The organism is Mucilaginibacter pedocola (genome assembly GCF_002013915.1).
Classification (GTDB): domain Bacteria; phylum Bacteroidota; class Bacteroidia; order Sphingobacteriales; family Sphingobacteriaceae; genus Mucilaginibacter; species Mucilaginibacter pedocola.
Map to the genome: position 1 here is coordinate 198,730 of NZ_MBTF01000002.1, position 14,568 is coordinate 213,297.

Sequence of the window (14,568 nt, forward strand, 5' to 3'; positions counted from 1 at the left end):
TATAGAAGGCTTTTACCTTCTGTACCGTTACTAACCAAAACATACAGATAAGGAAGTTCCCCCTAAAAGATGGCGCAAATCAAAAAAATAGGACTTTTTACTTCGGGCGGCGACGCACCGGGAATGAATGCCGCTATTAGAGCGGTTGTGCGTACCGCTAAATACTACAATATCGAAGTTGTGGGCATACGCCGCGGCTACGAGGGTATGATAAACGGCGAGCTTTTCCCGATGGACGTAAAATCGGTTGCCAACATTATCCAGCGTGGTGGTACCATATTAAAAACCGCACGCAGCGAACAATTCCGCACCCCGGAAGGCCGCCGTTTGGCTTACGACCAGTTAGTGAAACATGGTATTGAAGGCCTGGTAGCTATTGGTGGCGACGGTACTTTTACCGGTGCCCGTATTTTTGGCCAGGAATTCGATTTCCCGATAGTGGGCTTGCCCGGTACTATTGATAATGACCTTTACGGAACCGACTTTACTATTGGTTATGATACCGCCATCAATACGGTTATTGATGCCGTAGATAAAATTCGCGATACGGCAGAATCGCACGATCGCGTATTTATTGTTGAAGTAATGGGCCGCGATAGCGGGCTGATCGCTTTGCGCACCGGTATTGCATCGGGAGCTGAAGCAATCTTAATACCTGAAACTAAGCGTGATATTGACGCTTTGATGGACAAGCTTGAGCACGGGCGTAAGGATAAATCATCAAAAATTGTGATGGTTGCCGAGGGCGATGATGCGGGCGGTGCATTTGAAGTTGGCCGCCAGGTAAAAGAGAAATTCCCGAACTATGATACCCGCGTATCTATACTGGGCCACATTCAACGTGGCGGTAAGCCAACCTGTATGGATAGGGTATTGGCAAGCCGTATAGGTTCTGCTGCTGTTGAGGCCCTGCGCGACGGGCACCGTAACGAAATGATAGGCATCATTCACAACGAACTATCATACACACCGTTCGAACACGCCTGCAAGCACCACATCGAAATAAACGCTAACCTGTTGAAGATAGTAGAGATACTGTCGATATAAAGCAAGTTAGAATATAAACGGCCTTTGGTGAAAACCAAAGGCCGTTTGTATTACCACCATCTCGTTTCGAATCCCGAAGCGAGGGGTGGTGCGGCGGTGGGTGAGAAATCTTGTTCATCATGCAAGGCAGCTATGCTAAGCGTTAATGTAATGCGGTAGTACTAAGCCGTACAGGATATCTCGTCGCTTCGCTTCCCTCGATATTGACATCCCCCCCCAAATTAAATATTCTTCCCGTCAATTATCTTAAAGAAATCATCGCGATAGGTATCGCCCACTGGGATAATCTTATCGCCAATAAAAATGCGGCTTCGTTCGATGCTGTCGATCTTGTTAATAGCTACGATGTATGATTTATGCACCCGCATAAAATGCTTTTCGGGCAGGGCGTCTTCCATTTTCTTCATGCCTTGCAGGGTGATAATGCGCTCCGTCGGCGTGAAGATGGATACATAATCTTTTAACCCCTCTATAAACAAAATATCGTGCAGGTAAACCTTTTGTATTTTATGCTCGGTTTTCACAAAGATAAAGTCGCTTAAAAAATCATCTTGTTTGGCCGGTTCTGCAGCAACGGCCGGCTTGGCTGCAGGAGCTATAACCGCCTGGGCTTTTTGTGCCGATTTAAAAAAGCGGTCGAAAGCGATAGGTTTAAGCAGGTAGTCAATTACATCCAGTTCATAACCCTCTAAGGCGTATTGCGGGTAGGCCGTGCATAGGATCACTTTGGTTTTGCCGTTGGCTATTTTGAGGAATTGGATACCGGTAAGCTCGGGCATTTGCACATCCAGAAATACCAGCCCTATGCTGCCATCCTGCACCAGTGTAAGTGCCTCTATAGGGTTGGTAGTTGCCTTCACCAATTCGAGGAACGGTATTTTGGATATGTAATCTTCCAGTATGTGGAGGGCCAGGGGCTCATCATCAACTACAAGGCATCTGATCATGGTTATAAAACTAAAGATAATTGAACGGTATAGGTGTCGTTTTCGTCGCGAATTTCTAAATTATATTTAGATGGGTAAAGCAGGTCGAGCCTGCGTTTTACGTTCATCAGGCCAATACCACCCGATGCATCGCGGTTATGGGTATGCTTTTTATTCTGGATAAAAAAGTATAGGTGGCTTTCGCTCAGGTTTACTTTTAAAACAATGGGCGATGTGGGATCGTTGGCGACACCATGTTTAAAGGCGTTCTCGATAAATGATATTAGCAATAGTGGCGCGATATGCTGATGGGTTACTTCGCCATTCACCTCAAAATTGATGAAGGCTTTGTTACCAAAACGGATCTTCTGCAGGTCGATATAGTTTTGCAGGTATTGCAATTCCTTCTCAAGGTCTACTTTGTTGTCGTTACACTCATAAAGCATGTAGCGCATAATTTCTGATAGTTTCAGGATAGCCTCGGGCGTAGTATCCGACTTTTGGTAGGCGAGCGAATAGATACTGTTTAACGAGTTGAACAAGAAATGCGGGTTTATCTGCGATTTTAGGAAAGATAGCTCGGCCGTTAAGCGCTGGTTCTCCAGGTCGCGCTGTATTCGTTCATTCAGGAACCAATCTACCGAGAAGCGGAACACCGTGCTCAGGAAAACAAATATAATGCTGGTAAAGGCCGAACTTACGATGTATTGCCAAAAGGTTATCTCTCGCCCCATACGTACGAGGATGATGCTTTTGAAAAGTAAAGCCAGCCCGTATTTGGCTACCCCTATGGCAATTACACCTACAACAACGGTTACAATAAACTGCCAGTACTTCTTCTTATCTAGAAACCGAGGGATGAAATAAAAGTAGTTGAGGTAGAACAAGCTAATATTTACTACGCCGAAGAGAAGGAAGATAACCACCAGGCTTTCTATACTGTTGCGCCCGCCGCTATAGGCAATAAACATGAAGAAAGACATCATGCAGACCCAAAAAAACGCATGCCAGAATATTTGCCAGGCCCTTCTCATTAATTATTTAGTGTATGTGAACGTAACTAAAGTAGCACTTTGATGGTGAAAAAGCCCCTAAATTACATGATACGGCGCCGTTTTTCGACGAACGGGCAAAAATTACCGATGAACGGGCAAAAAGCTATAAATAGCCGTTCATCTACAATTGTAGCCCGTTAGTCTAGATCTTTTTAGTGCCCCGTTTTTTTACTATTTCTTTGTTGCATCAAAATCACTCACACAAAATGAAAAAGTTAGTTTCAAATTCGAACCCTTTTGTTTTATTACTGGTACCAGTATTGTTTGCCATGATAATGGGGGTTGCGTACCAGTTTGAACAAAAAACAGAACAATTTGCTGCCGCACATTCATCGGCAGTACAGGCCAAATCGCTTTTTGTTAAAGGTTTGGCCTTGGTAAAAGGTGTTGCATCGGTTTCGCAAGAGAATGTATGGTAATCCGCACTGAAGGTCTATCGTACAGCTTTGGCAGCCAGCAGGTTGTTAAGTCGCTATCGCTGCAAGTACCACAAGGAAGTATATACGGATTTTTAGGCCCTAACGGTGCCGGCAAAACCACCACCATTAAAATGCTGCTTAATCTGCTCAAAACAGGTGAAGGCAGCATTTTTGTTTTTGATAAAGAATTACAAACCAACCGCATAGCCATATTAAAAGAAATTGGCTCGCTGATAGAGCAACCCGCTATTTACGCCCACATGAGCGGCCGCGAAAACCTGCTGAACCGCGCCATGCTGCTGGGCGTTAACGATGCCCGCGTTGATGAAATGCTTGCGCTGGTGAAACTGAGCAATGCTGCCCACAAAAAAACCGGGCAATATTCGCTGGGTATGAAACAGCGCCTCGGCATTGCCCTCGCCCTGCTGAGCGATCCTAAACTGCTAATCCTCGACGAACCGACCAACGGCTTAGACCCTAACGGCATCATCGAGATACGCGAATTATTAGTTAGGCTTACACGCGAACATGATAAAACCGTTTTCATTAGCAGCCACCTGCTGGCCGAGATAGAACGTATGGCCACCCATGTTGGCATTATTAACCATGGCGAGATGCTTTTCCAGGGCAGCATTGACGACCTGCAGGCCATAAGCCAGCCTTTGGTATACATTGAAACCGATAATACAGTAGATGCCGCCAACCTGCTTACCCGCAATGGTTACGAGGTTGCGGATGTGAATAATGATAGCCTTACCGTGCCCTTCACATCCAAAAAGCAAATGGGTGTTATAAACGGTTTGCTTAACCAAAACGGCGTTACCGTATTTGCTATCAACAAACAGCAAAAAGACCTCGAGAACTTATTCCTCTCTATCACCAAAAGCAACTAAGCAGCCATGAAGGGATTTTTACTATCATTCCGCTCCGAATTTTACAAGAGCCGCAAAACCATTGGTTTTTGGGGAGCCGTACTGCTGCCATTACTAATAAGCCTTTTAGCTCTTGCTATATTTTATTTTAAAAGTGAAAAATTTATAGCCATGCCGGCCCTGGCACTTTGGATACAATTTGCGTTGGTGAGCCTTGGGGTAATGGGTACTTTGCTATTGCCCGTATTCATTATATTTATTGGCTACTCGGTAAATAGCGTGGAGCATCGAGCCGATACCTGGAAAACGCTGTTCAGCCTGCCCATTTCGCGCTGGTCGGTTTACGGGGCAAAGTTCGCCTACGCGGTGTTTTTAGTGTTTCTTTGCCTTGATCTTTTTGTGTTATTCACTATTAGTTTTGGTAACCTGCTCAGCGTAATTAAGCCTGAACTAAAATTTAACACCTACCATTTAGAGTGGGAGCTTACACAGATATATTTTAAGCTGTTCCTTTCATCGTTGGGCGTACTTTCTATACAGTTTTTAATGAGCTTGCTGTGGAGCGATTTTATGAAGCCCATGGGCATTGGGCTGGTGCTGACGATAGTGGGTATAACCGCCGCATCTAAAGATTGGGAATACGCTTACCTAATGCCATACGCCCACCCCATGGAAGCATTGCAAAGCATGTTTAGGGGGCAAAAAGGGCCGGCGCGAGACATTGTGATAAATGTGTTTACAAAAGACATTTATGTATCTGTGGCAGTAGCTGTAGTAGTATTTATTGCCGGCTACTTTATTGTGCAGCGCAGAAGCGTAAAATAAAATTTTTGATGATGCTGTAACGCTGTTCGGCCTCTGCGCGACTTCAGGATAAATAACCAATTTATGAAAACAAGAATTGCTATTATCCTGCTGGCCGCCGTTGCCTTATGCAGCTTTAAGTACGCAGAAGAGATCAAACACAAATACATTTCGTTCAACAAAGCCCGCGGCTTAAAAATGTCGGCGGCCGAGCGTTTGCCTGAAACCACTGATAAAACCCGTGCGCTGCCAACCGCCAATGGCGAGGCAAGTATTACCATACAAGATGGCTACCGCGTGCTTTATCTGAACAAAAGGAAAGCAGCTTTTGTAAACGTGAAGGTAGAGCTTTCATCTCCTTCAACTTACGAGCAAGACAAGGCTAACGTATTGGCGAATCTTAGCTACCTAAACGCAAACTCGGCAGGTATGGAAAGTAAGGAGCTATTGACATTGGATTACAATGGCTACAAAGTGTACGGCTTAAGCCGGGCAGGCATAGAGCAAGGCAGCACGTTGGGCACATTTGTGATGTTCCCCGGCGACAACACCATTGTTTATTTTTACTTCAACAATATCGAGGCCGATAAGAGGCACTTTAACACCGCAGAAGAATACAAGGGTTTCCGCAACGATTTTATTGGCGAGTATACTGCGTATTTGAAGAACGCGAAATAATGGTTTATGTAGAGACGCAAGATATTGCGTCTCTACATAAAATAGCTGCCTTACCTCACCGGCTTCGGCACAACCGGCAAGCTTTCGTGCCCGGCGGCATCAACGGATTGTACGGCAAACAGGTAATTATCCTTTGAATAGCCAATGGTAGCATTGGGCTCGGTTACATAAAATTTCTTTTCCCAGTAGGGGCTGATGGTTTCGCGCATCAATACGTAGTAACCTACAGGAGCCTTGCCTTTTGGCGCATCCCATTTCAGCTTGGTTTTGTTGGTAAGATCGCTGGTGATGATGCCAACGTTTTGCGGTTCGGCAGGGGCGGAGGCAAGGTTGGCCAGTATAGCCAAATTCATACGGGCCACCTTTTGGGTGTAATCGTAATCTGCAAAATCGGGCAGGTCGCCATAATCAACGCCGTTCTCTTTGCGCACATCTTGGTGCTGGCGTTCGAAGTTCTCGTTCATTTCGGTGAAGCGCACAGCGGTAAAGCCTTGCTCAAGGAAGGGGAGGTGGTCGCCGCCGCGCAGGTAGCGGTCGGTACGGTAAATGAGTTTTACATCCAGCTGTTCCACATAGCGCTCGCCTATCTCTTTAGCATAGCGGGCCAATTGGCGCGAGGCTCCGTCGTTTTCCCCACCAAGAGACTTTAATGCAGCAATTTCTTTTTCGGTTGCGGCGGTAGGTACACCATCGCTGAATACCCGGATGCTGCGGTTATCTTTCTGGCCTGTTTCCATGCCGTAGGTGTTGCCTACGATGTCGTTATTCAGCATCGCATCTACCTGCCAGCCTTCGGCTTTAGCACGTTTGGCCACATTGGTGGAGCCATATAAACCTTGCTCTTCGCCAACTACCGCCATAAATATAATAGTGGCCGGGAAGCTGCGTTTGGCCATTACTCTTGCCAATTCCATAGAAACCGCCGTACCCGATGCATCATCTACCGCGCCCGGTGCGAACGAGGTAGAATCCATTGCCTTGGTTGCACGTGAATCGTAATGCCCCGATACGATGTAAACCCGATGGTCGGCCGTATCTGTGCCTTTTAACACTGCCAACACGTTTTTCATTAACGTGTTTTTGCTGAGCCGCCTGCCCTGCGGTTGTACAAAGGCATCGAAACTTACCTTCATACGCCCTTTGGATGCAGCGGCATAGCGTTCGTATTCTGCTTTTATCCAATTGCGAGCTGCGCCAATGCCTTCGGTTTTACTTGTGGTATCGCTCAGCGTGTGGCGGGTTTTAAAACTCACCAGCTTGCGCACAATGGTTTCGATGTTTTTGTTAGAAACCTCGTCAACCATTTGTTTTATGGCGGCATCATGTTTTACTACAGTTTGTGCCGATGCCGCAAGGCTGAAACAAGAAAGGAAAAGGATAAAAGCTTTCTTCATAAAGGCAATTTAATTATTGGGACGAACGGCATTGCCCTGCTGTGGTGGTTTAACACACCCCTGCCCCTCTCAAGAGGGGAACCTTACCCGCGTGCCCGTTACCCGCAATTTAACTATTCCGCATCTTCCCCATCAACTGTCTCTAAAATATTACCCGGCTGTTTAAAGTTGCTTTTTACAAAGTGGCACCAATCGCATTCTTTTTTACCGCAGCCTTCGTTAAACTCGTGGCGCATAATTTTGGCGTAGGTTTCGGCTATCTGGCTGGTAACGGCATCAATATCCTGCGGGGTTATCACCACTTTTTCGCTATAGTATTCATCGTTCACGGGTTCTACAAAATCAAACACCGTGCTTACTACCTGCCAGTCGTTGGTACGGTCGTTATCCACCAGTATTTTGTAGAACACCGCCTGGCGCCAGTAATCGCCACCCGGGGTGTCGTCAGTAGGGCGTACAAATTTCTCTTTGGCATTGCGTACGCGGCCGGTTTTGTAATCCACCACGGTAACATCCTTGCCGTTAAACTCAATTTTATCCAAATTACCTTTAATAGGTACGCCGCCAACCTCAATATTTTTTATGCTGTGTTCTGTTCGTGCTATTTTATTCCAGTTTGGGGCGTTTTGCTCGTAGTAAGGTGGTAATATCTTCTCGCCATAATCTACCCGTAGTTTAAAGTCGGCTTTGGTGAACGAATCGCGATTGCGGTACATATACCATTTAAACTCCTGCATAAAATCTGCCGTGGGCATAAATTGGTTGTCGTAGTCGGACAATTTTCGATAAGCTTTATTAAGCGCCCAGTGCACGGCCTGGCCGAACGTAGCCGATGGGCTTTTACCCGACGGCACCCTGATGAGGCACTGGAAGTAAAAGCGTAGCGGGCAATCGAGGTAATTACTAAGGTGCGTAACAGAGAGCGTATAGTTTTGCAACAGTTGGTTGATATAATTCTTATCCAGCAGTTCAACCACGGGTTTGTCGGCCTCGTTGAATTGTGTGGCAAAAAAGCCGAGCATATCCTCGTCACTTACTTTCGGAAGTTGCAGCTTTAGTTCGGTATTGGCCAATATTTCGCCGATGAACTGTGAAGGCTCCTGGTCTTTACCCTTGGCATCCTGCCCGGCGTACGAAATGTACAGGCATTGCTTGGCTCGGGTAAGCGCCACGTAAAACAAGCGGCGCGATTCTTCTTTCAGTGCAATGTCATCCGCAGCCGAACTGGTAAGCGTATCCGGGTAGCTAAAGCCGTTGTTGCGCCCCTTGCTGTCCCAAGTCTTTTTGTCGCAACCAATAAAAAATACGTGCTCGAACTCGAGCCCCTTTGACCCATGGGCGGTAAGGAAGTTGATGCCGTTCTCTGAAAAGATGACTTTATTCAACTCCAGCCTGATGCCATTCTTTTTCATCAGGTCGATGGTGGCTATCAGGTCTGCCAGTTTGATCTCTGGGTTTTTGCGGCTCTCGTCCTTCAGGAAATCAAAGAAGCTGGTGAGTATCTGCATGTGCGTACCCTTATCCTGCTGCTGCATAATATATTTAAGGATGCCCATTTTGCTCACCACATCCTGAAAGAATTGCTGCAGCGTTACGCTCACCGCAGATTTCAATAACTCATCAATATCGTTAATGAGGTATTTCATTTCCAGGTTAGGCTGCTTGCCAAACAGGTCGCCCTGTTGGTTAATGCGTATCTCGTGGATGTAGCGACGCAAACTGGTAACCGGCTCGTTATTGCGGGCGGTTGCGAAGTTCTCTTTAGATACGGCTATGCTGGCTTTAGCAATTTCGATAGGGGGGATGCTGAACAGGTCGTAATGCAATATCTCGAACAACAACTCATCCCCACTGTAAGGCGAATCGAGTTCCATAGCGAGGTAGCGCAAAATGTTCATTATCTTCTCGCCAAACGGAACCGCTAGGATATCGATCTTCCGCTTGGTGTTAACGGCTATCTTTTCTGCTTCGAGGTAGGTGAGCAACTGCTCTACCTGGCTGTGGTTGCGGTATATCACTGCAATTTCGCCAGGTGCTGTGCCGCCGGCAACAAGGCTTTTTATTTGCGTAGCAACGCTAACCAACTCCTGCGCCGGGTTTTCGTATTCCTGTATCACCGGCTCTATGGCCAGTTTATCAAAGCGCGGATGCGATGCCTTTAGGTTTTTATCCAGCTGTAGCTGCGTGGTAAGGCGTTCGTTATTGTTGTTGATAAGCGCTTTTGAAATATCAAGGATGTGCTGGTTTGAGCGGTAATTGTTTTTCAACACTACGGTGCGCAGGGTACTTACGTAATCACCGGCAAAATCGAGAATGTTCTTCATGTTAGCGCCCTGGAACTTGAAGATGGACTGGTCGTCGTCGCCCACCACAAATACGTTAGGGGTATCCCAGTAATTCAACAAAAACTTCAACAGCTCGTTTTGCGAACCGCTGGTATCTTGAAATTCGTCCACCAAAATATACTGGTAGCGCTCCTGGTAGCGGCGCAAAATTTCTTCGTTCTCGCGGAAGGCTTTCAGCACCCAAATGATCATATCGTCATAATCGTACCGACCGCGGGTTTTCATTTTGGCGGCGTAGTTGTCGTACTCGCCAACGGCAGCCAGCAGCTTTTCCATGGCTTCTGTTACCTTGTCGATATCCTTTTGCTTCGGGTCGCCGATGTTGATGCCGGCTTTGGCGTTGGCGCGCTTGTAGATGAATTCCTCGCGATTTGGCAGGTCGTCGAGGTATTCCTTCACCGCGGCAACAATAAGCTCCTTGGTCCAGTTCTCACGCTTCATGGTAGAGAAGAGGCTCTTCAATCGTGGCGCATCATAATAAATATCGCCGGTAAAACGCTTCAGCAAATGGTCGTTACCAAACTCATCAACCAGTTCGCGGAAAAGCATCGCCGATTCCAGGTCAGAAAGCGACTCCAGATTCAGCTTGCCGAAATACTCGAGGTTTTCCTGTATGATCTCGTTGCAAAAAGCGTGGAAGGTGTAAATGTTAATGCGGTAAGCATCAGGCCCAATAAACTCAAAAAGGCGTTTGCGCATTGCAACCGCACCGGCATCGGTATAAGTAAGGCAAAGTATCTCGTTGGGGCGGGCATCGGTATCGGTTAGTATCTTACCTATGCGGGCAGCTAATATCTGCGTTTTACCGGTACCGGGGCCGGCAACTACCAATACCGGGCCATCCATTTGGTTTACGGCAGCAAGTTGCTCTTCGTTTAGCCCCGCAAGTGCTTCGCGGAATTTGAGATTGTATTTATTGAGGGTAGGTGATATCATGGTAAGTGTAAAATTACTAAAAATAATAGCTTTGGTGCCGCTCTGAAAATAATGTTGTAAACATTTGGTTTTATTCCCGGGAACGCTACATTTATCGCAAGAAATTAATCCTGAACTTATCCAATATGGAAACACCTTATAGCGGCCGCTCAATTGTTAACGACAATTTTGACAGTGGACGATAGGCGGCATTTTTGTTGTCCGTAGTATTCTTTTCATACTGCTGGGGCAGGAAACCATTAAAGTTAAGCATGGCGTAATTTCTATCTGCAACCGGGCGTTGTTTTTTAAAGCGCCCAAGGTTTATGATTTGAACGAAATAAAACATATACGCGCTGAAGAGGAACCCTCTTTGAATAGTGGTTTTGGAAGAGCGGGCAATAACCGCCAAAGTATTTCTAAGTTCGATACCGGCACTATAAAATTTGATTACGGCTTAAAAACCGTAAAGTTTGGCAACGATCTGGATGAGGCAGAAGCTCGGTATATAATTGAACGCCTGAAAAGCAGAAAGATGTTAACGGAAAAGAATTTTTAAAATAGCTGTGCTTTTGTCAGCGGTCAAGCCTTTATTTTATCGATGATAATACTACCGAGTAGTTCATCCGCGGTTTGACTAAAGTATAATGTTTTGGTAATACCCATTTGTTTGCTCGAGAGATAAACACTTATTATTGCTTCTTTGTCCTCTCTTTTTAAAAGATTTTGTTTGAGTTCCTCCCATCCCCGAAGTGTAAATTGCTCATTATTCGGCGACGAGTTTAGCTCGTTGTAAATACGATGAGCCTGTGCAACTGTGCGTGAACCCACGGTTTTGCTGCAATCGTTTTCAGGATCTTCTTTTTTAATAATATCCCGTATAAACGGCAACTTTAATTTAGGGTCGATCGCCTCTTGCCATGAAAGATAAAGCTGTATTACCCACTTTACGAGATCAACAGCCTCTTGTATTTCTTTAAAGCGATATTGGGATGCGTCGTTACTAAAATCAACACTTTTAAGAAGAACAGAATCGGCTTTTGATTCAGTATAAACTTTAAAAATGCAGTTATCTGTCCAGCTGCGAGAAAAGTATAAAATATCGTTCAACATAAAAATGTTCCATTTTTCGTCCATGCTGCCGGCATAAATTCCTTCCCTAAAAGGTTCAAATTGTTCTGCGGACAGCATCATGCCAAGTTCTGCCGTGGTATGCTGTGAGGGAAAAGATGCTGCTATACTTTCCTTTCTATTAAGATCCATATGGCACTTGTTTTAATAAATGTATGGAGATAATCTCAAACAAAAATAGCGATGGGGTTTCAAACCCATCGCTATTGATCATAAGCCTTTCTTGATCGCCTACTTCTGCCTGAACCACACCTGAACCGGTGCGCCGGAAAACTCGAAATGCTCGCGCAGTTGGTTCTCTATAAAGCGGTAATATGGCTCTTTCACATACTGCGGCAGGTTGCAAAAGAATGCGAACATGGGCGATGCGCCTGCTATTTGGGTAACGTATTTAATTTTTACGTATTTGCCTTTGGTTGATGGCGGCGGGAAGTTCTCGATCACCGGCAGCAACACGTCGTTCAGTTTTGAAGTTGGTATTTTGCGGGCACGGTTGTGGTAAACCTGGTTGGCTACCTCAATCACGCGCAGCAAGCGTTGTTTTTCTAACACCGAAGTAAATATGATAGGCACATCGGTAAATGGCGCAATCTTTTGTTTTATCTGCTCCTCAAAAACTTTAATGGTTTTGTTGTTCTTCTCAATCAGGTCCCACTTGTTCACTACAATAACAACACCTTTTTTGTTCTTCTCGGCCAGGTGGAACAGGTTCACGTCCTGCGATTCCATGCCCTCAACGGCATCTATCATAATGATAACCACATCTGCCTCTTCCAAAGCTTTAATGGTACGCATCACCGAATAGAATTCGATGTTCTCCTTCACCTTGGTTTTTTTACGCATACCGGCAGTGTCGATCAGCATAAAATCGTGCCCGTATTTGTTAAAGTGGATATGGATGCTATCACGGGTGGTGCCGGCAATTGGGGTAACAATGTTACGCTCCTCGCCGATAAGTGCGTTTATGATAGAAGATTTACCCACGTTAGGGCGGCCGATAATGGCGTATTTAGGGCGTTCGTTCTCTTCGAACGGAACATCTTCGAAGTGCTTAACCACTTCGTCGAGCAGTTCGCCGGTGCCACTACCTGTCATAGATGAGATGGTGAATATTTCGCCAAGACCAAGGCTGTAAAACTCCGTAGCATCCGCCATCTGAGCGTTATTGTCCAGCTTGTTTACTACTACAAAAACAGGCTTTTTGCCCTTGCGGAGGATGTTGGCTATCTCGTCATCAAGGTCGGTTATACCGGTGGTAACATCTACCATGAAAAGGATAACCGAAGCTTCCTCTATGGCAATAAGTACCTGCTCGCGGATGGCTACTTCGAACAACTCATCAGAGTTGGCTACGTAGCCGCCGGTATCAATTACGGTGAATTTTTGGTCGGTCCACTCGCTAACGCCGTAGTGCCTGTCGCGGGTTACGCCGCTAAAATCGTCAACAATAGCTTTACGGCTTTCGGTTAAACGGTTGTATAAAGTGGATTTGCCAACGTTTGGCCTGCCTACTATAGCTACTATATTACTCATGGTGTTCAGAATCAAGAATTAAGAGCCAAGAATCAAGACGATATAAAAATCGTATTTCTTCTCCTAATTCTGCATTATTATAAAAAATTGTTCTTGAATCTCGATTCTTACATCTTGATTCTGTTATGCTATTCGTACCCGAATTTTTTCAGGTAATTTTTTTTGCTGCGCCAGTCGGGGATAACCTTCACGAACATCTCCAGGAATATCTTACGCTGGAAAAACTCTTCCATATCGCGGCGGGCGTAAGTGCCAACGATTTTCAGCATTTTACCACCCTCGCCTATGATGATGTTCTTTTGCGATTCGCGCTCCACAATAATTTCGGCACTGATGCGGTAAAGCTTTTCACCCTCCTGAAAGGCTGTAACAATTACCTCGGTGCTATAAGGTATCTCCTTTTTATATTGCTTCAGTATTTGTGCGCGAATCATCTCTGAGGCGAAGAAACGGTCGTTACGGTCCGTTAAAGCATCTTTCTCGTAATAAGCCGGGTGCTCGGGCAGGTTCTCTAATACAAAGTCCATAATGGCTTTTATATTATGATCGTGCAGGGCCGATATAGCGAAGATGGCCTTGGGCTGCAATTTCTCCTGCCAATATTCTACTTTTTCTTTAACCTCGTTTTCGTCGCTTTGGTCTATTTTGTTTACCAGTACTACTAAAGGTGCGGTAGAGCCTTCTAGTTTCTTCAGTACGTCTTCCTCGTTGTATTCTTCGTGGATGTCGGTAACCAGCAGTATCAGGTCGGCATCAACTATCGAACCCTCTACCTGGTGCATCATGCTTTCGTGCAGGGCGTAGTGGGGTTTGATAATGCCGGGGGTATCCGAAAATACCACCTGGTAGTCTTCCTCGTTAACGATACCCAAAATGCGGTGGCGCGTGGTTTGGGCCTTCGGGGTGATGATAGACATTTTTTCGCCCACGAGGGCGTTCATAAGGGTTGACTTACCCGCATTGGGCTTACCAATTATACTTACAAAACCTGCCTTGTGTGCCATAGAAAAATAATTAAAATATTATTTGGACTGCAAAGAAACGAATTATATCTTTGCAGTCCAATTAAAACGGAGTGCAAAATTGCATTTTGACAATTGGAAACAACTTTCTGAGGTTATGGCAGAAAGTAATAAATACCAAAAATAGTGCGGGATGGAGCAGTTGGTAGCTCGTCGGGCTCATAACCCGAAGGTCGTAGGTTCGAGTCCTGCTCCCGCTACCGAAAAAAGAAGGCCTCAAGTCCTCGGGATTTGAGGCCTTTGATTTCTAAACGGCGGGTGCAAAAACAAAACCCGGGCTTCCTTGTAGTAAAGGAACAACATTGCAGAGGTTATGGCTGCGATGAAAATAAAAACGATGCGGGATGGAGCAGTTGGTAGCTCGTCGGGCTCATAACCCGAAGGTCATAGGTTCGAGTCCTGTTCCCGCTACATAGAAGTAAAAAGC

The 14,568-nt window shown here is 45.7% G+C and carries 13 protein-coding genes and 2 tRNA genes; 7 read left to right on the forward strand and 8 right to left on the reverse strand.

Features of this window, described 5'->3' with window-relative positions; translation table 11 throughout:
• The first annotated feature begins 69 nt into the window (after nt 1-69).
• Nucleotides 70-1,047, forward strand: a complete 978-nt coding sequence (gene pfkA, locus BC343_RS05235) for a 6-phosphofructokinase (RefSeq protein WP_078346680.1) — start codon at nt 70-72, stop codon at nt 1,045-1,047.
• 221 nt (nt 1,048-1,268) lie between these two features.
• On the opposite strand, the gene BC343_RS05240 is transcribed toward pfkA, so the two are convergent.
• Nucleotides 1,269-1,994 (reverse strand): LytR/AlgR family response regulator transcription factor, encoded by a 726-nt coding sequence (locus tag BC343_RS05240; RefSeq protein ID WP_078346681.1) that lies wholly within the window; start codon nt 1,992-1,994, stop codon nt 1,269-1,271.
• Between the two features lie 2 nt (nt 1,995-1,996).
• Nucleotides 1,997-3,007: a sensor histidine kinase gene (locus BC343_RS05245; protein ID WP_078346682.1), complete on the reverse strand. Its 1,011-nt coding sequence runs from the start codon at nt 3,005-3,007 to the stop codon at nt 1,997-1,999.
• 227 nt (nt 3,008-3,234) lie between these two features.
• Here BC343_RS05245 and BC343_RS05250 point away from each other — a divergent pair, with 227 nt between their 5' ends.
• The 4 genes from BC343_RS05250 to BC343_RS05265 all read left to right on the forward strand — a co-directional run bounded on the left by BC343_RS05250 (nt 3,235) and on the right by BC343_RS05265 (nt 5,801).
• Nucleotides 3,235-3,447 carry a hypothetical protein gene (locus BC343_RS05250; protein WP_078346683.1) on the forward strand — a complete coding sequence of 71 codons (213 nt, stop codon included), beginning with the start codon at nt 3,235-3,237 and terminating at the stop codon, nt 3,445-3,447.
• Nucleotides 3,441-4,340 (forward strand): ABC transporter ATP-binding protein, encoded by a 900-nt coding sequence (locus BC343_RS05255; RefSeq protein WP_078346684.1) that lies wholly within the window; start codon nt 3,441-3,443, stop codon nt 4,338-4,340. The genes BC343_RS05250 and BC343_RS05255 overlap by 7 nt, the downstream gene beginning before the upstream one ends.
• Before the next feature lie 6 nt (nt 4,341-4,346).
• On the forward strand, nt 4,347-5,144 hold the full coding sequence (locus tag BC343_RS05260; RefSeq protein WP_078346685.1) for an ABC transporter permease: 798 nt from the start codon (nt 4,347-4,349) through the stop codon (nt 5,142-5,144).
• Between the two features lie 63 nt (nt 5,145-5,207).
• Nucleotides 5,208-5,801, forward strand: a complete 594-nt coding sequence (locus BC343_RS05265) for a hypothetical protein (RefSeq protein WP_078346686.1) — start codon at nt 5,208-5,210, stop codon at nt 5,799-5,801.
• 50 nt (nt 5,802-5,851) lie between these two features.
• On the opposite strand, the gene BC343_RS05270 is transcribed toward BC343_RS05265, so the two are convergent.
• The 6 genes from BC343_RS05270 to era all read right to left on the reverse strand — a co-directional run bounded on the left by BC343_RS05270 (nt 5,852) and on the right by era (nt 14,123).
• The gene (locus BC343_RS05270; RefSeq protein WP_078346687.1) at nt 5,852-7,195 is read right to left on the reverse strand and encodes a M20/M25/M40 family metallo-hydrolase; all 1,344 of its coding nucleotides are present in this window, start codon (nt 7,193-7,195) and stop codon (nt 5,852-5,854) included.
• A gap of 113 nt (nt 7,196-7,308) precedes the next feature.
• Nucleotides 7,309-10,476 (reverse strand): ATP-dependent helicase, encoded by a 3,168-nt coding sequence (locus BC343_RS05275; protein ID WP_078346688.1) that lies wholly within the window; start codon nt 10,474-10,476, stop codon nt 7,309-7,311.
• Between the two features lie 136 nt (nt 10,477-10,612).
• Nucleotides 10,613-10,867, reverse strand: a complete 255-nt coding sequence (locus tag BC343_RS30700) for a hypothetical protein (RefSeq protein ID WP_143822067.1) — start codon at nt 10,865-10,867, stop codon at nt 10,613-10,615.
• 170 nt (nt 10,868-11,037) lie between these two features.
• Nucleotides 11,038-11,718, reverse strand: coding sequence for a hypothetical protein (locus BC343_RS05285; RefSeq protein WP_078346690.1), 681 nt, complete (start codon nt 11,716-11,718; stop codon nt 11,038-11,040).
• A 99-nt stretch (nt 11,719-11,817) separates the two neighbouring features.
• On the reverse strand, nt 11,818-13,119 hold the full coding sequence (gene der, locus BC343_RS05290) for a ribosome biogenesis GTPase Der (protein WP_078346778.1): 1,302 nt from the start codon (nt 13,117-13,119) through the stop codon (nt 11,818-11,820).
• Between the two features lie 128 nt (nt 13,120-13,247).
• Entirely contained in the window at nt 13,248-14,123 is an 876-nt protein-coding gene (gene era / locus BC343_RS05295; protein WP_078346691.1) for a GTPase Era, read from the reverse strand.
• A gap of 145 nt (nt 14,124-14,268) precedes the next feature.
• Between era and BC343_RS05300 the strand changes: the two genes are divergently transcribed.
• Nucleotides 14,269-14,341: transfer RNA gene (locus BC343_RS05300), tRNA-Met, on the forward strand.
• Between the two features lie 138 nt (nt 14,342-14,479).
• Nucleotides 14,480-14,552, forward strand: a tRNA-Met gene (locus BC343_RS05305).
• The last annotated feature ends 16 nt before the right edge of the window (nt 14,553-14,568 follow it).